At 54.0% G+C, this 16393-nt stretch carries 19 protein-coding genes; 6 read left to right on the forward strand and 13 right to left on the reverse strand.

Going from position 1 to position 16393, the window contains the following annotated elements:
- Positions 1 to 53: 53 nt before the first annotated feature.
- Positions 54 to 254 (reverse strand): CUE domain-containing protein, encoded by a 201-nt coding sequence (locus B9L21_RS08020; protein ID WP_225995635.1) that lies wholly within the window; start codon positions 252 to 254, stop codon positions 54 to 56.
- A gap of 50 nt (positions 255 to 304) precedes the next feature.
- Here B9L21_RS08020 and B9L21_RS08025 point away from each other — a divergent pair, with 50 nt between their 5' ends.
- On the forward strand, positions 305 to 841 hold the full coding sequence (locus B9L21_RS08025; protein WP_063165927.1) for an endonuclease/exonuclease/phosphatase family protein: 537 nt from the start codon (positions 305 to 307) through the stop codon (positions 839 to 841).
- A 22-nt stretch (positions 842 to 863) separates the two neighbouring features.
- Here the strand turns inward: B9L21_RS08025 and B9L21_RS08030 are convergent, their stop codons facing one another.
- The 3 genes from B9L21_RS08030 to B9L21_RS08040 are packed head-to-tail and all read right to left on the reverse strand — an operon-like array spanning position 864 to position 3520.
- Complete coding sequence (locus B9L21_RS08030; protein ID WP_409071370.1) at positions 864 to 1409, reverse strand: TVP38/TMEM64 family protein; 546 nt, start codon at positions 1407 to 1409, stop codon at positions 864 to 866.
- A 54-nt stretch (positions 1410 to 1463) separates the two neighbouring features.
- Complete coding sequence (locus B9L21_RS08035; RefSeq protein ID WP_063165929.1) at positions 1464 to 2144, reverse strand: response regulator transcription factor; 681 nt, start codon at positions 2142 to 2144, stop codon at positions 1464 to 1466.
- On the reverse strand, positions 2144 to 3520 hold the full coding sequence (locus B9L21_RS08040) for a sensor histidine kinase (protein ID WP_063165930.1): 1377 nt from the start codon (positions 3518 to 3520) through the stop codon (positions 2144 to 2146). Before B9L21_RS08040 ends, B9L21_RS08035 begins: the two co-directional genes overlap by 1 nt.
- Before the next feature lie 353 nt (positions 3521 to 3873).
- On the opposite strand from B9L21_RS08040, the gene B9L21_RS08045 reads away from it, so the two are divergent.
- The 3 genes from B9L21_RS08045 (at position 3874) to B9L21_RS08055 (ending at position 7104) form a co-directional block, all read left to right on the forward strand.
- Entirely contained in the window at positions 3874 to 5964 is a 2091-nt protein-coding gene (locus B9L21_RS08045; RefSeq protein ID WP_063165931.1) for a DNA topoisomerase III, read from the forward strand.
- Positions 5965 to 6079: 115 nt separating this feature from the next.
- Positions 6080 to 6277 (forward strand): hypothetical protein, encoded by a 198-nt coding sequence (locus B9L21_RS08050; RefSeq protein WP_063165932.1) that lies wholly within the window; start codon positions 6080 to 6082, stop codon positions 6275 to 6277.
- The gene (locus tag B9L21_RS08055; protein WP_063165933.1) at positions 6277 to 7104 is read left to right on the forward strand and encodes a serine/threonine protein kinase; all 828 of its coding nucleotides are present in this window, start codon (positions 6277 to 6279) and stop codon (positions 7102 to 7104) included. Before B9L21_RS08050 ends, B9L21_RS08055 begins: the two co-directional genes overlap by 1 nt.
- Before the next feature lie 633 nt (positions 7105 to 7737).
- Here the strand turns inward: B9L21_RS08055 and B9L21_RS08060 are convergent.
- The 5 genes from B9L21_RS08060 to B9L21_RS08080 all read right to left on the reverse strand — a co-directional run bounded on the left by B9L21_RS08060 (position 7738) and on the right by B9L21_RS08080 (position 11179).
- On the reverse strand, positions 7738 to 8517 hold the full coding sequence (locus B9L21_RS08060; protein WP_063165934.1) for an enoyl-CoA hydratase/isomerase family protein: 780 nt from the start codon (positions 8515 to 8517) through the stop codon (positions 7738 to 7740).
- A 165-nt stretch (positions 8518 to 8682) separates the two neighbouring features.
- Positions 8683 to 9453: an SDR family NAD(P)-dependent oxidoreductase gene (locus B9L21_RS08065; RefSeq protein ID WP_063165935.1), complete on the reverse strand. Its 771-nt coding sequence runs from the start codon at positions 9451 to 9453 to the stop codon at positions 8683 to 8685.
- A 69-nt stretch (positions 9454 to 9522) separates the two neighbouring features.
- Positions 9523 to 10275 (reverse strand): SDR family NAD(P)-dependent oxidoreductase, encoded by a 753-nt coding sequence (locus tag B9L21_RS08070; protein WP_063167352.1) that lies wholly within the window; start codon positions 10273 to 10275, stop codon positions 9523 to 9525.
- 272 nt (positions 10276 to 10547) lie between these two features.
- Positions 10548 to 10856, reverse strand: a complete 309-nt coding sequence (locus B9L21_RS08075; RefSeq protein ID WP_063165936.1) for a hypothetical protein — start codon at positions 10854 to 10856, stop codon at positions 10548 to 10550.
- 44 nt (positions 10857 to 10900) lie between these two features.
- On the reverse strand, positions 10901 to 11179 hold the full coding sequence (locus B9L21_RS08080; protein WP_225995636.1) for a hypothetical protein: 279 nt from the start codon (positions 11177 to 11179) through the stop codon (positions 10901 to 10903).
- A 195-nt stretch (positions 11180 to 11374) separates the two neighbouring features.
- Between B9L21_RS08080 and B9L21_RS08085 the strand changes: the two genes are divergently transcribed.
- Positions 11375 to 11581: a hypothetical protein gene (locus B9L21_RS08085; protein WP_063165937.1), complete on the forward strand. Its 207-nt coding sequence runs from the start codon at positions 11375 to 11377 to the stop codon at positions 11579 to 11581.
- Positions 11582 to 11616: 35 nt separating this feature from the next.
- Positions 11617 to 12999, forward strand: a complete 1383-nt coding sequence (locus B9L21_RS08090) for a trehalase family glycosidase (protein WP_225995637.1) — start codon at positions 11617 to 11619, stop codon at positions 12997 to 12999.
- A gap of 33 nt (positions 13000 to 13032) precedes the next feature.
- Here B9L21_RS08090 and B9L21_RS08095 read toward each other — a convergent pair whose 3' ends face one another.
- From B9L21_RS08095 to B9L21_RS08110, 4 genes are all read right to left on the reverse strand, one after another.
- Positions 13033 to 13818, reverse strand: coding sequence for an ABC transporter ATP-binding protein (locus B9L21_RS08095; protein WP_063165939.1), 786 nt, complete (start codon positions 13816 to 13818; stop codon positions 13033 to 13035).
- On the reverse strand, positions 13815 to 14894 hold the full coding sequence (locus B9L21_RS08100) for a nitric oxide synthase oxygenase (RefSeq protein ID WP_269465523.1): 1080 nt from the start codon (positions 14892 to 14894) through the stop codon (positions 13815 to 13817). Before B9L21_RS08100 ends, B9L21_RS08095 begins: the two co-directional genes overlap by 4 nt.
- 562 nt (positions 14895 to 15456) lie before the next feature.
- A complete protein-coding gene (locus B9L21_RS08105) occupies positions 15457 to 15699 on the reverse strand; it encodes a hypothetical protein (RefSeq protein WP_063165941.1) in 243 nt (80 codons plus the stop codon).
- 89 nt (positions 15700 to 15788) lie between these two features.
- Positions 15789 to 16223, reverse strand: a complete 435-nt coding sequence (locus tag B9L21_RS08110; RefSeq protein WP_063165942.1) for a DMT family transporter — start codon at positions 16221 to 16223, stop codon at positions 15789 to 15791.
- Positions 16224 to 16393: the final 170 nt, after the last annotated feature.

Consider the following 16393-nt stretch of genomic DNA (forward strand, 5'->3'; position numbering starts at 1 on the left):
TCCCTTCCTTCATAAACCCGCCACCTTGCGATGCAAGCCGCTTCTTTTGTTTGCTAAAACCGATTCATCATCGTTTGAGACGGCTGGCCCGTTTTTCCTCCGTTTCCCCCATGGCAGGCGTTATACATATCTTGCAACTGCTGCTCCGACAAGTTCGGATGCATGCTTTTCATATGAGGGAGCATTTGGTCAAACGTGAGCGGACCGTTCGTATCGGCCAAGACAACCGTTCCTGCCCCTAGCGCCAACGCCATCGCCAACAAGCCTCCTGCGGCTTTTTTCATGGCTTGCCAAAGAGTTGCGTATGCATCATGCGTTCAGCCCTTCCGTCTCATTAGGGGCAAACCAACTCGGAATCGCCCGCCAATACGGAAACGGGCTGTTGTCGCGCTACCCGATCGCCACTCACCAGAGTCATTCGTTGAATATGGGGCTCAAGATGGCCGAAGGACGGTCGCTGCTTGAAGCCATCATTGACGTTCAGGGCCAACCGTTTGCGGGCTATGTCACCCACTTAAGCCTCAACCCGTTTTTGCATCGAAGACAGACCGATTTCATTATCGGCCAGCTAGACCGTCAACCGTTTCCGTCTCTCATCATGGGTGACTGGAACATGAGGCCTGGCTCAAAGCCTTGGAACAAAATGACCCGAAAAATGGATGATGTGTGGCAAAAAGCAGGAACGGGAAATGGCGATACGTACCCGTCTTTTCGCCCGCGGCGGAGGCTTGACTATATCTTTATCAGCCGGCAGCTTCACGCTATAGACGCACAAGTGGTGGCCATCAGGCCGACAGCGTCCGACCATTTGCCGCTAAGGGCGACGCTGCGCCTAGACTGACCGTCTTTTTGGCGGATTCATGTCATTCGGCCTTGTTTCGCCTTATCTTCCGCCAGACGAAAAGAAAGATCGCCGCGGATAAGGCGGCCAAAATGAGCTTTCCTTGCCATGTGGCGCGAAGAAGTTGATGGACAGCATACGCCTCCATCCATAAGGCCGGGAGCTTGCCAAGCGAACTGGCGGCCGCAAAGACGGGAAGAGACGTACGGCCGATCGCGGCGACAAACGTCACGACCCCTGATGGCATGAGCGGCAGCAACCGGAGCGAAAACACAAGCCAAAACGCCTCCTTGCCGCTTGCATGAAGCAGCGGCTTCACGTTTGGATGGGAAAGCCATGTCGTCTCACGCAGCCGGCGAAATCCTTTTCGGTACAAGATGAACGAGACGACCGCCCCGAGCGCTTCGCCGGCAAACGAGATCCAAAAACCGGGCCAAAACCCGAAAACGGCTAAATTGGCCGCGGTCAAAAACGCGCTCGGGACGACCCCGAGCACGCTGATGGCGAGGTTGGCGAGCAGGCTGAGGAGATACGCCGCCTCGCTATATGTTTGCAGAACATCGATCATGTTGTCTTTCACGCGATCGACCGCCTCTCTTTCTTAGAAGCCGTGCGGGCTAGACTACGATTTGTGCCTTTTCCATTTGTAGCCGACGCCCCAGACCGTCTGCAAATGTTCATCCACCGGAAACCCGGCCCGGCGCAGTTTTTCGCGGATGTTTTTCATATGGGAGTCGATCGTTCGTTCCTCTGTCTCCGCAAGCGCCCCCCATAACGACGTAATGATTTGCCCGCGGCTGAACACTTGATTCGGGTGTGTTAACAACAGCCCTAAAATGGCGAACTCTTTCGGCGTCAGCGCAATCGGCGTTTCCCCGTAGCGGACCGTATGTTCCTGTTCATCCCAGACAAGCCCAGCTGCACGGATGACTGAACGGCTGCCGGCCGTGCGGCGCAGCACCGCTTCAATGCGCGCCAATAACTCCGCCTCATCAAACGGTTTGGTCACGTAATCATCCGCTCCGATTTTCAATCCTTGGACGATATCGGCCGTCTCGTCACGGGCAGTGACCATCATGACCGGAACATCGGAAAATGAACGGATGCGGCGGCACGTCTCCCATCCGTCCATCTCGGGCATCATCACATCGAGCAGCACTAAATCAGCATGATGATGCCGCAAATAATCAACGGCTTCCGTTCCCGAACGCCGCTTCACGCAGCGGTAGCCGTTAGGAGCTAAATACAATTCCAACAAATCCAGCATTCGCTCTTCATCATCGACCAACAATAGCGTGTACATCACGATCCCTCCGGCAGCGTCATGATGATGGTCGTTCCTTTTCCTTGTTCGCTTCGAGCGGTGATCGTCCCCCCATGCGCCTCGACGATCTCTTTGGCAATGGAAAGCCCAAGCCCCGTCCCGCCGCTTATTCGCGATCGCGACTTATCGACGCGGTAAAACCGTTCGAAAATGCGGGGCACGTCTTCTGGCGGGATGCCGGCTCCTTGATCGGAAACGGCCACGACGACCTCGCGTTTTTGCGGATGGACGGCAATCTCCACCGTTGTGCCAGGAAACGCATATTTTCGCGCGTTGTCGAGTACGTTGATCATCACTTGCTCAAACCGCTCCTGGTCGATCGCCGCTGTGACCGAACCGGGGCACCGGCACACAAGCGACAGCGATTTTTCCTGAAACGCCGGGCGCAGCTTTTCGCACAGTTTGGCGAAAAACGAACAAAGATCGGTCGGCTGCGTTTCGATCTGGAACGAGTGCCGCTCGAGTTTAGCTAGTTCAAACAAGTCTTTCACCATTTTTTCGATCTTTTCCGCCTCTTCATAAATGATCGCCGCGTATGTCATTCGCTCGTCCTCGGCAAGGTGCGGCCGTCTGGCGATGTCTGCGTACCCTTTCACATACGTCAGCGGCGTGCGCAGTTCATGAGAGATGCTCGCTAAAAATTCGCTCCGCTCTTGTTTCAAATACGCCAAATCGTTCGCCAGCGTTTGAATGGCTTTGCCTAACTGCGCCAGCTCATCGTCTCCTTTCACTTCGACGCGCACGGAAACATCGCCTTGGCTGAGCGCTTCGGTCGCCCGCTTCATGCGAAGAAGCGGCATCGTAATGGCGCGGGAGAAAAAGGCGATCGTCATCATCGTAATCGCCACGGACAGCACGCCGACGACAACAAAATGATGTTTCAATTTGTACACCATCGTCCGGACCGAACGGGTGTCTTGAAACATATACACATACCCGCTCGTTTCGCCGCCGATTTGGATCGGGCTGACGGTGGCGATATGAGACGCCCGCTTCCAATCGGTTTCGACCATCATGCCTTCGCGGGGAATGGAGCGCCCGTGAGTCAACGGAATGAGTTCCCTAGCAAACGGGACAATGCCGCTAGAAGCCGATACAATCTGGCGCTTGGCATCGGTGATGACGACATCGGTTTCGGCTTCGGACTCCATCATCACGACATGCTCAACCGTCGTGTGATCGTAGTTTTTTTCCAACACATTGCGATGGCTGTTTCCCCGCGCCAGAAGCTGCGCGAATTCTTCCTCGATGCGCGCGTGAACAAGCGTCGCATAGAGAGAAACGAACAGCACCATTTCCACAGCCAGGACGAAGGCAAAAAACAGCATGCCGAGTTTCCAAGAAAGCTTTTGCACGTGTTTCTCTCCTTATCGATGAAGACCGTAGGATGGTTCCAATTTTACTATTTTATCCTGAAAATGTGCAGAAAGTATGGATATGACCGAAAAGAACGAAAAAACCGTGATGCTAGAACAATGGCCATTTGGTTGTAAATTGAAGCCAGGAGAAAAACGGCCTTCATCTCCATGCTCTCTTTCATGCGTGCAACGAGCGATACCGTGCGCCACCGCCCTTTCCAAGCGGGCCTTGCCGCCTCCGCCATTCCGTTTCGTCAGGCGCCAAGCCTAGCGGATGCGTCTTTTTCTTTCTTCCATTATACTAGTAAACAGACCGCACTCAGTGGGAGACGACAGAAAGGAGTTTGTTTATGAAATCGCTCGTGTTAGCGGAAAAGCCGAGCGTCGCCCGCGACCTTGCCCGCGTGCTCGGCTGCAAAGAAACGCATAAATCGTATATGGAAGGACCGCGCTACATCGTCACGTGGGCGCTTGGGCATTTGGTCGAACTCAAAATGCCGGAAGACTATGACCGGAAATACGAAACGTGGCGGCTTGAGGACTTGCCGATCATTCCGAAACAAATGGGCTTGAAAGTGATCCGGCAAACGAGCCGCCAGTTTCGCGCCATTGAACATTTAGCCAAACGCCGCGATGTGAAAGATTGCATTATTGCGACCGACGCCGGCCGCGAAGGAGAGCTGGTCGCGCGCTGGATTTTGCAAAAAATCGGCTGGACGAAGCCAATTTGGCGTTTATGGATTTCGTCGCAAACCGATCAAGCCATCCGCGACGGGTTTCGCCAGTTAAAGCCCGGGTCGCAGTTTGACCGACTGTATGAATCAGCCGTCTGCCGCGCCGAAGCCGACTGGCTGATCGGGTTGAACGTGACGCGCGCCTTGACGACGAAATACAACGACCCGCTCTCGGCCGGGCGCGTGCAAACGCCGACGCTGGCGATGATCATCGAACGCGAGCGGGAGATTCAATCGTTCGTTCCCGTTCCGTATTGGACGATTCATGCCCGCATCGGTTCTGTCGCGGCGGTATGGGAACGGCACGGCGGGAAGCGGCTGTTTGATCAAGACGAGGCCAACGGGCTGATGGCTCGTCTCAACGGCCAGCCGGCGCGCGTCACATCGGTCAAGCGGAAACGGAAAAGCGAACCGGCCCCGCTGCCATATGACTTAACTGAGCTGCAGCGGGAGGCGAACAAACGGTTTGGCTTTTCGGCGAAAAAGACGCTCTCGGTGTTGCAGCGGCTGTATGAACAGCACAAGCTCGTCACGTATCCGCGCACCGATTCTCGTTATTTGCCAAGCGACATGACATCGACGATGACGGATCGGCTTTCGGCGATGAAATCGGGGTATGAGGACATCATCGCTCCGCTTCTTGCCAAGGGCAAGGCCAAAGCGGCCAACCGGGTGTTTCAAGATGACAAAGTGACGGACCACCACGCCATCATTCCGACCGATGAACGGCTTGACCTCGGGAAGCTGTCGGCCGATGAGCGCAAGCTGTATGACATGATCGCCCGCCGCTTTTTGGCGCTCTTTTACCCGCCGTATGAATATGAAACGACAACCGCCACTTTCGAAATCGGCGGCGAGACGTTTGTCGCCCGGGAAACAGCGGTCGTGAACGCAGGATTTCAAGCCGTTCTTGGCAAGGAAGAAACAGAAGTGAAACCAACATGGCTCCATCTATCGGAAGGTCAAACGCTCGCACCGGTGCAGCTTGAGATGGAACAATCGTTCACCGAACCGCCGTCCCGTTACTCGGAGGCCGACTTGCTCGCGCAAATGGAGAAATACGGGCTCGGCACGCCGGCGACAAGAGCGGACATCATCGAGCGGCTCGTCGAAACGGAAGTCGTCGAGCGGAAAGACGGCCGCTTTTATCCGACGAAAAAGGGAAAACAACTGATCGAGCTCGTCAATGAGGAGCTGAAATCGCCGGAGTTGACCGCCCGCTGGGAGCGCGAGCTCGAGGCAATCGCCCGCGGAAAAGGGAATCCGAAACAGTTTTTGGCCAGCATCCGCCGGCAGACGGAGCAGCTTGTCGCCGAAATCAAGCAGAGCGAGCGCGTATACAAAGCGCCGAATCTCACCAATCTCGCCTGCCCGGAATGCGGCGCGCTCTTAAAAGAGCGGAAAACGAAAGACGGGCGGATGCTCGTCTGCTCGAACTTATCATGCCGCTACCGCCGGAGGCGCGACCCGAAGCTCTCGAACCGCCGCTGCCCACAATGCCATCGGCGCATGGAAATGCACGAAGGGAAAGCCGGGCTCTATTTCCAATGCCGCCCGTGCAATAGGGTGGAAAAAGCGGAAGAAACGAAACGCACCGCCGCGAAAGGAAAGGAGCGGGCGCTGCTGAAAAAATACAGCCCGTCCAATGAATCGTTTGGCACGAGTTTAGGAGAGCTGCTCAAACAGGCACTCGAAAAAAAGGAGTAATCGCCATCAACCGCCAGAAGTGCAACGCTGGCGGTTGATTTATCTCTTTGAATCCGAAACCTTCTTTTTGTTGTTCCGTATATATAAGTAAATCTACCGTAAAGGAGCGATCAAGATGTTCAAGAAGTTGTTAAAGGCGCTGTTGGGGCAGCACCATCACTCGTCGCACTATAAAAAGCATCATAGCAGCAGCGATTACCACCATTACGGCCCGAAATATCATTCACACCAGCCCCCGTCCCAGTACGGCCATCACCATTACAAAAAGAAACATCATAACGGCAGCTTTTTCTCGAGCTTTTTTGGCAGCTGATGAAGCGATTCATTGACCGCCATCCGCTTATCGCTCGCTGGGTTGACCGCCCGCACCGGAGCGGAAAGGTGCTGTCTGGCCGCTACGAAATCATCGAAGAACTCGGGATGGGGAGCTACGGCATCGCCTATAAAGGACGCGATTGCGCCAACGGGCGCGCTGTTGTCATTAAACAGGCGCGGCGGACAAAAGGGGAAGACGGCCGTCGCCTGCTTCAGCGCGAAGCAGACGTGCTCGCACATTTACGCCATCCGCAAATTCCGGCACGATACGATACGTTTATCGAAGGCGGACAGCCGCATCTTGTGATGGACTATATCGACGGAGAAACAGTGGAAGATCGGATTTTTCACCTCGGGGTCATGTACACGGAACAGGCGGCGTTTCGATTGTTGCTCGATGTGCTTGACGTCGTGCGGTATATCCACGCTTTTGGCATCGTCCACCGCGATTTGCGCATCCCGAACATCGTCTGGCGCAATGGAACGGTATTTGTCATCGATTTCGGACTGGCGTGCCGCATCGGCGAACGAGTAGATTTCCGCGATGACGATCCGCTTGAAAAGCGGCTGCGACGCGAACCGCACCCGCGAAGCGACTTTTATGCGCTCGGGCATTTCACGTTATTCTTATTATATTCCGCTTACGAGCCGATAAGTGAGGATGAAAAAAGCTGGGAAGAAGAGTTGGATCTGTCTCCGAAAGCTCGGGCAATCTTGCGGAAGATGCTGCAGCTGGATGCGCCGTATGATCACGTCGACGAGCTGATGATGGATGTGAGGCGGCTATTGGCCGAGCGCGGCCAAGCGCAAACGGGTGTGCGTTGACACTCGACACGGCGGATGTTTGGAACGTTAACTCCCTCATCCCCCTCTCGTTTGGACAACGCCGACGTTTGGGGCTGTGTCCTCGGCTGATCTCATCGGGTTCCCCTGCCCGATAAGCGACGCACCGGCGGTCGATGCGCTAGTTCGGCCCTCTATCCTGAAAATACCTGAATGTGAAAATGGGCCAAGGTATTTTCATTCTTCCGATGGTGACGAATTTTTCCCGTCATGAGAGTCTATCCTAAAATCGCTTGGGCGATGCCGATCGGGCCATCGAAGCCGGCGCCCATGGCGGCGGCCGCGTTTTCAGAATGAAATGCCAAGCTTGTTCCTAGAAAGGCAAACAGCTTTCGGGAGTGAGTGCGCGTTTTATTAATGAAAAGCCAAGCCCCTCCCGCCTCTTGAGGCGCGACAGAGGGGCTGATTCGTTATAAGAGCATGTCGCGCCGAAACTCGCGGCGGACATGATTCTTGAACGATTGGCAAAGAATGTGTTCGATAGGTTAAGCATCGCGGTAGAAACAAATGGACCTTTTAACAGTTTTTACACGAATCCCCGCTTCAAGCGAAGGAGTTAACATCATTGTCCGCTTGGTCCCGCTTCTCGTTCGAATGAACTCAACAGTGGGCTGACTATTTGCCTTGAAACACCGGCTTTCGTTTCTCCTGAAACGCCGCCACCCCTTCGCGATGGTCGTCCGTTTCGACCATCAATCCTTGGATGAGCCGCTCTTCTTCGAGAATCTCTTCGAGTGTCGCGGTCAAGGCGTGCTCGATCAGCCGCTTTTGCTTGCCAATCGCTTTCGTCGGCCCGTTGGCCAGTTTGGCAGCGAGCGCTTTTGCTGCTTCGTGCAGCCCCTCGGCCGGAACAACCTCACTTAAGACGCCAAGTTCATACAAACGGCGGGCCGGAATCGGCTCGGCCGTGAAGAAAAATTGCTTGGCTAAATGTGGGCCGACAAGCCGCGGCAGCCAATAGGAGCCGCCCCCGTCGGAGACAAGGCCAACGTTCGCAAAGCTCAAAATGAACTGGCTGTCTTCTGCAGCCAAGATGAGATCACAAGCGAGCGCCAAATTGAATCCCGCCCCAGCAGCAACCCCGTGCACGGCGGCGATAATCGGCTTTTCACACGCTTTTATCGTCACAATCAACCGGTTGAGGCGGCCGATATGCTCGTACGCCTTTGGGGCATTCGATTGCCCCATCGTTTTGACGTCGCCGCCGGCGCTGAATGCCCGGCCGGCGCCGGATAGAACGATCGCCCGAACGGCATCGTTCGCGGCGGCGCGTTCGATTTCACGAGTCAACCCGGCGATCATCTCCGGGCTGAAGGCATTGAGCCGCTCCGGACGATTTAAGGTCAACCATAGGATCGCTCCCGATTGTTCCACAAGCAAATGCGCGGTTTCCATCTTCCTCTCCCTTTCCTTTTTTCTTCTTGTCGCCTTTTGATAAGTTTGGGAAAAGCGAATTCGGCTCTCGTCAGCCCCCTCGTGCTCAACGGAGCCGGTTGCATGGAGCTTTCATCCAATTTTTGACGCCGCCCTTCTTTTCGCAAATTCATCGAAGCATGACCGCTACTTAATGAGCCAACCGCCATCGACCAGCACATCAGAGCCCGTCATGTACGACGCTTCCGAAGAGGCAAGAAACGCAATGACGTTGGCGATCTCTTCCGGCGCCCCCACCCGGCCTAAGGCGGTATTGCGCTCAATGGCTTTGACAAACCGCTCGTTTTGCAGGCCGCGCTCGGTGAGCGGCGTCTCGACAAAGCCAGGCGAGACGGAGTTGACGCGAATGCCGTATGGGGCCAGCTCCAAGGCGAGCGATTTCGTCAAGTTGATCACACCGGCTTTGGCAGCGCTGTAGTGCGGAATGTGCGCTCCTGCCTGATGTCCGGACAGTGACGCGACATTGACGATCGCCCGGTTGGAGCGCTCCCGCTTCGCCCCTTCGATCATCAGCGGAGCGAGCGTTTGCGAGACGAGAAAGACGCTTTTGATATTGACCCGCTGCACATCATCCCACTCTTGTTCCGTGAGCTCAAGCCATTTCGTATGGGTCGAAATGCCGGCATTGTTGACGAGCACATGCAAGTCGCCGTACTGATTTTGGACGTATGCGGCCAAGGCGCGCACTTGTTCACGGTCCGTGACATCGGCCGCAAACCGATCGGCCGTCCCTGGCGCCCCAAGACGCGTGATGTCTTGCACGGTTTCTTCCAGTTTGGCAGCGGTGCGGCCGACAAGCACGACGGTCGCTCCTTCCTGAGCGAGGCGGATGGCCGTCGCCCGGCCAATGCCGCTTCCCCCTCCGGTAACCACAGCGACGGTATTTACAAAACGCATTCGTTTCCTCTCCCTTCTCGTTTGTGCACCTTTGTTTTCATCCGTTGTCCCGTATCAGTCGTCTGACGTCTAAAACGTCAGTCCGCCGCCGTCGACCGACAATGTCGCCCCGGTAATAAAGGAGGCCTCATCGGACGCCAAAAACAATACCGCATTCGCCACTTCTTCCGGCGTTCCGATGCGGCCGAGAGCGTTCGCTTTCGAGATGATCGGCCATTTGCGCGCGTCTTGTTTCCAGGGCGTAATGATGTTCGTGTCGATGACACCTGGGGCGACGGCGTTGACGCGAATATTGAATTTGCCGTATTCGAGCGCTGCATTTTTCGTTAACAAAATGACTCCGGCTTTTGAGGCGTTGTAGGCCGACTCGTATTTTTTTCCTTTCATTCCAAGCAGGCTCGATGTATTGACGATGGCTCCGCCGCCCGATGCTTTCATCGCCGGCACGGCGTATTTGATGCCGAGAAACACTCCTTTCAAATTGACGTCGATGACCCGGTCCCACTCCTCTTCCGACAAGTCGGTGCTTCGCACTTCCGAATGGCCGATGCCGGCATTATTGAAAAGAATATGTAGAGCGCCGAACGAATCGATGGCGGTTTGAACGAGATCGTTCACTTCCTTCGAGTGGGACACATCCGTCTTGACGAAGATTGCTTCGCCCCCGCGTTCCCGAATGAGGCGAACCGTCTCCTCCCCGCCTGTTTCATCAATGTCGCTCACGGCGACTCTCGCTCCCTCATCCGCAAACCGAATCGCCGTCGCCCGGCCAATGCCGCTAGCACCGCCGGTGACAATCGCGGCCTTTCCGTTCAGTCTCACGATCCTCCCGCCTTTCCCCTCTTTTTTGAATCCGCTTCCAAAAAACACGGTATACTAACCGGTTGGTATGTTTTTTCTTTTATTATACACTCTATTTAAAATATTTCAAATGTTTTTATCAATCCGTCGAGGAGTCTCTGCTTTCGGGTGGGGCAGAAGGGGAAACGGAGGTGTTATTCCGCTCGCTTCGCGGAAGGGGCGCTTGAATCGTAAGCAGGGAAGGCAGTGAGAGCCATCAGCAAGAAGAGAAGCCCGCATTGTTGGCTTCCCGTTCATTGGTCCATAAGATCAGCAGCGCCGCCATCGCCGCGTCCTTCGTCTTCTCCCCCGCCCTCTTGAGACTCGAAAAACGACCGGCAAACCGCATCGAGCGATTGCAGCCGCTCAATCAATCCTTGCAAATCGCACGTATGGAACGTGTCGCTCAGTTCTCGTCTCTCTTCCGTCACCAAGTATAAATGAATTTCCATGCATCCGTCCCAGCGGACGTTGGCATCAAGCCAGCCATCTTCGCTTTCTAGTTCGAGCGCAGCCGTCTCTCCGTCTCCGTTCTCATGCTTCGCCTTGATGACCCATACCATTCCTACCCCGCCTTTCTTCCCCCTGCCTTGATGATCATTGACGCTTATCCTCGTTCCTGTTCCGCTCCTATTCCTAAAATCGGGGAGCCGGTTGACGTATGTTCGTTCACCCAGCGGAGCGCCGCATCCACTACAGCTTCAGCGTTAGGAAGCGCAGCGCGGTGCTCAATGACCCAGTTGAGTCCATCTTGCGGATCTAGGTTGCGCGCTACACATTCCGCTAAAAACGCTTGAACACAAGCCGTGTCGCTACGCTCCCACGCTCCGCATTGGCGGCGCCAAATCGCCTCCACCATCGCGCAGTTGCCCCCTAAATCGGCCATCACGTTGCCTCCTTTCCATTACAATAATATAGATGTGAAAGCCCACTTTTTTAGAGGTGGGATGAAACAGGCCTCATCGTTTATAGTATCCCTCAGGCGACTGTTGCCGCTCTAAAAAGAACTGGGTGGAAAGGATAACATTTCCATTCGTATCCCGTCGGGAAACAGCGATACTAAAAATGGAGGTGCATTGGCATGATGGATCGCTGGGATGAATCAGGCGCTGTGTTTGGCGTTCCGCGCTATACTCCGGGAACCGGCCTTCCTGATGAAATGAGCCCGATTCGCGATATCGCCCGCGGCTTTGAAAACGGCCGGCCGCCGGTCATTGAAATCACGCCCGCTGACGGCCGTCAACAGGCGGACGATATCGATTTTCCGCCCGTTGACCGGGCGTTTTGAAGCGTTAGGTAGCAAAAAAGAGGATGTCACGCCGTTTGGCGGACATCCTCTTTGCGTTGATGGCGCTATGCGGTGATGGCGCTATGCGGGTTGGCATGACAGTCCATTTGCTGCAATATGATAGTAACAAGCGATTGCAGCAGGCGGAGGAGGGAAAGCTATTGGGCGTTCGCATTCCGGAGGTAACGATCAAGTGTCCCGATCCAACGATTGAACGTGTGCTTTCTGCCATCCACCAACTATGGGGGCAATTAACGAAAACAAGTCCGCCTTATTCCAAAGGAGAGCTGTTTTCTCTTCCTTTTCCTTATGTCGTTCCTGGCGGAGTATACCAGCAGCTGTTTTACTGGGACAGTTACTTCATTATTTTAGGGCTGAACGTTTCGAAACTATACGAACTCGCTAGAGGCGTTGTGAACAATTTCTTTTATGAATTGAAAACATTTGGCATGATCCCTAACAGTTCTGAACTCGCCCACTTAAGCCGCTCGCAGCCCCCGTTGTTGACGTCGATGATCGAAGAGGTATGGCGCGGAGACAAAGAGTGGCTCCGTTTGGCTTATAAATGGGCGAAAATCGAATACAAGGAAGTCTGGATGGACAAAAACACTCATTATCATCCCGATATTGGCCTCAATAAGTACTACGATCGTTTGGAGTCGATGCTGCGGGTAAAGGGAGAAGCGTATCTCCATTTTGATGAGGTGTACATCCCACCTGCGTTTTGGCATGAGAGAGTAGAAGCGGAATCAGGATGGGACTACACCGGCCGCTTTCATCGGCAATGCGGCTATTTCATCCCGGTTGATCTCAATGCCTTGCTTTATAAGTACGAAACCGACTTAGCAGCGTTTGCCCGCCTGCTATCCCTAGAGAACGAAGCGAACCAATGGGAACAAGCCGCCCGACGGCGAAAAGATTTGATGAATCGGTATTTATGGAACGAGCCGCTCGGTATGTATTTTGATTATCATTTCCCCAGTGGGCGGCAGCACCGCTATTATTCGTTGGCTGCCTTTTATCCGCTATGGGCCCGGGCTGCCTCCAAACGGCAGGCGGCCGAAATAGTCCGGCACTTGCCTTTGTTCCTTCAGCCTGGGGGACTGGCCGCCTCCAATATCCAAACCGGATTTCAATGGGATTTTCCTAACGGCTGGGCTCCGCTCCACTGGATCGTCATTAAAGGTCTACAAAATTATGGATATCACCGCGAGGCGCAGGAGATCGCCCGCCGCTGGATCCGGCTTTGTACGCACGTGTATGTAGAAACCGGCAAATTATACGAAAAATACAATGTTGTCGATATGAGCATCCGCACGGTTGGCCGCTACCCTTCCCAAGAAGGATTCGGCTGGACGAATGCGGTTTACGCCAAAATAGCGGTCGATCTCCTCGGATGCACAGTCTGCTTGCGCTAAGCGCGCAACCTAGAGGCGGCGGAAGCAGCCGGCTTAGCGGCGTACGGACACCCACGGCCGCCCGCCTTCCCAATGAACGCGAATATGGAGGCGAAACGCTTCGGAAAGCTGCTCATCGGTCAGCACTTCCTCTTTTCGCCCAGCGGCGGCAATGCGGCCGTCTTGCAAGAGCAGCACATGGGTGATCGATTCCACAATCTCTTCAATATAATGAGTGACGTATAACACATGGCACGGCCGAGCAGCGATCTGTTCGATCAAGGAAAGCATCTCTTCACGCGCCAATAAGTCTAGGCCGACAGTCGGCTCGTCCAAGATCAGCAGCTTCGGATTCGTCATCAGCGCCCGGGCGATCAACGTTTTTCGCTTTTCCCCTTGTGACAGCGTCGCATACCGTTTTCCTTTGATGGCTTCGAGGCGGAACGATTCGATGAACGATTCCGCCCTAGCCCAGTCATCGTCGGTAACAGCATCATACAGGCCAATCGTCGCAAACTTGCCGCTGAGGATGACATCTTCAACCGTCTCGGTTTGCAGCGTGTCGTGAAATTGATCAAGGAGCGAGCTGCTCACAAACCCAATATGACGTCGCAACTCCGGCAGACTCGCCTGTCCAAACCGATAGCCTAATACTTCCACTTCCCCGCGCGTCGGGTATTGATAGCCTGTGACGATATTAAGGAGCGATGTTTTCCCGGAGCCATTGAGGCCAAGAATCGCCCATTGCTCGCCTTCTTTTACTTCCCAGTTGACCCCGTGCAAAATCGTGCGCGTCCCCCGCATCCATGACACGTTGCGCATGCGGATGATGACGGTCATTGTACCTCTCCCCTTTGTTGTTCGTATGGACGATCCTGATAGAAAAAATTGGGCAACATGGTCGTATTGTCATAATTCCGATGAAAAATGTGCGTTGTCGCCGGAGACAAAGGCGGAATCAGCCATGTCCAGTCGCCGGTGACATGGCGGCCAGCTGCGTTCTCTTGCTGTTCAAACAACTGAAATTGGCGCGCGGCGGTATGATGATCAACGATGCTGACGCCCGCCTTTTTGTAGGAATATAAAACAGCGATATTCAATTCGACCAACGCCTTATCTTTCCATAATGATGCGTTGGAGCTGGTGTCAAGCCCCATGCAAGAGGCCACTTTCGGAAGCATGTTGTAGCGATTGTCATCGGCAAAATTGCGGGCGCCAATCTCCGTGCCCATGTACCACCCATTAAACGGTGCGGCCATATAGCTAATGCCACCGATCTCTAGACACATATCTGAAATAATCGGGACGGCGTACCATTTTACCTGCAGATCACGAAACCACGGAAACTGCGGATGTTCAATTGGCACCTCCAGCACCAATTCTTTCGGAACCGGTGTCCAAACGGGCTTCTGGCCGCCTACCTGGATCACCAAAGGCAACACGTCAAAGGGCGTCTTTTCCCCCTTCCATCCAAGCTGTTCACAGGCACGAGTGAAAGTGAGAGAGGATGGGTCACCGATCGTCCCTTCTTCGGTTTCATAACCGGCATAACGAATCAGTTGATGATTCCAAATGCGCACTTCCCCATTTGGACGGAAGAGCGTGATCGCAGGCCGGATTTTCCCCCCATTGGTCGCAAACTCAATATGATGGAATAGATAAGAAAACACCTCGTCGACGGTCGCCGCCTCTCTCGCATCAATGACATGGAGCGATTGCCAAAACAGGCGACCGATGCAACGGTTGCTATGCCGCCAAGCCATCTTAGCCCCATAGCTTAACTCTTCGTACGTATGGCTATATGTGCCGGTTTGTTCCACTTCCCAACGGATTTCGTTCAACCGCCGCTTCATTTCTTTCTCACTTTTTCCAAGCTCTCGATAGCTTACTGTGATAAACTGTTCTGCCTTTTTCATCAACTTCACATCATGCTGTCTAACCCTTGTTTGATTCATATCATTCTCGATGTTTACCATATATGCTCTTTTTCCTCCACTTTCGATCGATTGGACTTTTGGTGGCCATTCCAACCCCAATCAAGAAACAAATTCCCCCGACCCACCAAATTTGCTCGATAAACATCGAAATCGCCAAAAAAATGAGCGCAAAACCAAGCAGTCGACGGATCGTCATGATTCTCTCCCCTTTTCCCTGCAAGGAGCGCCCTCCCATCGTGCAAACGGAATAGTGGACAGTGCTTTAGGGCGCCTTTCCCACGGGGCAATTGAAAATGGAGCAACGCTCCCGTCCCTATTGTAGCAGATGCTTCCGAAAGAAAATAGAGAAAGTCTTTGAGCGAAACAACCCGCTTTAGACGGCTTTCTCCTTCGGCGCGCATCCATGGGCTCAAGTTCACGCAGCCGAGTGATCTTCTCTCCGGCATCTGTCGGATGTTGTTTCACTAGTTCGGCTGTTCTTGAACAGACACTAGCTTCCGAACACCTTCCATTCCTCGTTTCTGCGCGACAAATCGCGATCCTAACTGGTGGTTGTTTTTAAGGTCTTGGCGATCTCATTTCCAGCGTGAAACCGGCAACGAGCCAGCTCCGCCCCGCGTTCTTCGTTCACTGCGCCGACCGGTAAATCCTCTGTATGGACATAAGTGTCAATCCAAGCGTAAAGCGATGGAAGAACAATTAGATCGAAAGCCGAGATGGATGCGGCCCAGTTGGTCTTGAGATGTTTCAAATCTTTCGCATAAATGCGCCATGCCTGTTTCACTTTGATCCACTTCTTCTTTCGAGTCGATCATGCTATTGTTAGTATGAGCGGATCACGGAAAACGAAACCAACGTGGCCAGTCCAGCTGTTCATTTGCGGAAAAAAAGCCAAAGCGCCAAAAACAGAAAACCTATGGCGGCGAAGCGCGTCAGATCGAACGGGATGCGCTGCCCGCCGAACAAACCAAAATGGTCAACAATCGAACTCATCACGAGCTGCCCGGCAACCACGGCCATCAACGAATTGGCAACGCCGACTTTCGGAACGATGAGCACCATAACAAACACGTAAAAGGCGCCGAGAATGCCGCCGATCAGTTGCCATTTCGGCACGGAAAACATGGCGATGAGCTCGCCTTTTCCGAAAAACAATTGCACCAAAAACAACACGATCGTCCCGATCAAAAACGAAACGAACGATCCTTCCAACACCCCGACCCGTCTCCCAAGGCCGCCATTCACCCCCGCCTGTATGGAGACGGCCATCCCGGCCGCTAAAGCCATCGTCATCCATAACCACTTCATCTGTCTCTCCCCTTCCCTTTTCGCTGTCCCGCTTTATCGAACATTGATCCGAGGCTTAGAAGACCGGCGATTGAACGAAACATCCCGCTCTCCAGCATGGTTTCCCACATGAGGGAAAATGGTGGCATCAACTTCTCATTTCGCTGGCCTCATGTCGGCTAGAAATGATC

This window comes from Geobacillus uzenensis, assembly GCF_002217665.1.
GTDB lineage: Bacteria > Bacillota > Bacilli > Bacillales > Anoxybacillaceae > Geobacillus > Geobacillus subterraneus.

Coding starts and splice junctions, on each gene's coding strand:
- B9L21_RS08050 (WP_063165932.1), top strand. CDS start 6,080: ATGTTCAAGAAGTTGTTAAAGGCGCTGTTGGGGCAGCACCATCACTCG.
- B9L21_RS08045 (WP_063165931.1), top strand. CDS start 3,874: ATGAAATCGCTCGTGTTAGCGGAAAAGCCGAGCGTCGCCCGCGACCTT.
- B9L21_RS08055 (WP_063165933.1), top strand. CDS start 6,277: ATGAAGCGATTCATTGACCGCCATCCGCTTATCGCTCGCTGGGTTGAC.
- B9L21_RS08035 (WP_063165929.1), bottom strand. CDS start 2,144: ATGTACACGCTATTGTTGGTCGATGATGAAGAGCGAATGCTGGATTTG.
- B9L21_RS08080 (WP_225995636.1), bottom strand. CDS start 11,179: ATGGCCGATTTAGGGGGCAACTGCGCGATGGTGGAGGCGATTTGGCGC.
- B9L21_RS08085 (WP_063165937.1), top strand. CDS start 11,375: ATGATGGATCGCTGGGATGAATCAGGCGCTGTGTTTGGCGTTCCGCGC.
- B9L21_RS08065 (WP_063165935.1), bottom strand. CDS start 9,453: ATGCGTTTTGTAAATACCGTCGCTGTGGTTACCGGAGGGGGAAGCGGC.
- B9L21_RS08095 (WP_063165939.1), bottom strand. CDS start 13,818: ATGACCGTCATCATCCGCATGCGCAACGTGTCATGGATGCGGGGGACG.
- B9L21_RS08110 (WP_063165942.1), bottom strand. CDS start 16,223: ATGAAGTGGTTATGGATGACGATGGCTTTAGCGGCCGGGATGGCCGTC.
- B9L21_RS08060 (WP_063165934.1), bottom strand. CDS start 8,517: ATGGAAACCGCGCATTTGCTTGTGGAACAATCGGGAGCGATCCTATGG.
- B9L21_RS08030 (WP_409071370.1), bottom strand. CDS start 1,409: ATGATCGATGTTCTGCAAACATATAGCGAGGCGGCGTATCTCCTCAGC.
- B9L21_RS08020 (WP_225995635.1), bottom strand. CDS start 254: ATGGCGTTGGCGCTAGGGGCAGGAACGGTTGTCTTGGCCGATACGAAC.
- B9L21_RS08100 (WP_269465523.1), bottom strand. CDS start 14,894: ATGAAAAAGGCAGAACAGTTTATCACAGTAAGCTATCGAGAGCTTGGA.
- B9L21_RS08075 (WP_063165936.1), bottom strand. CDS start 10,856: ATGGTATGGGTCATCAAGGCGAAGCATGAGAACGGAGACGGAGAGACG.
- B9L21_RS08025 (WP_063165927.1), top strand. CDS start 305: ATGCATCATGCGTTCAGCCCTTCCGTCTCATTAGGGGCAAACCAACTC.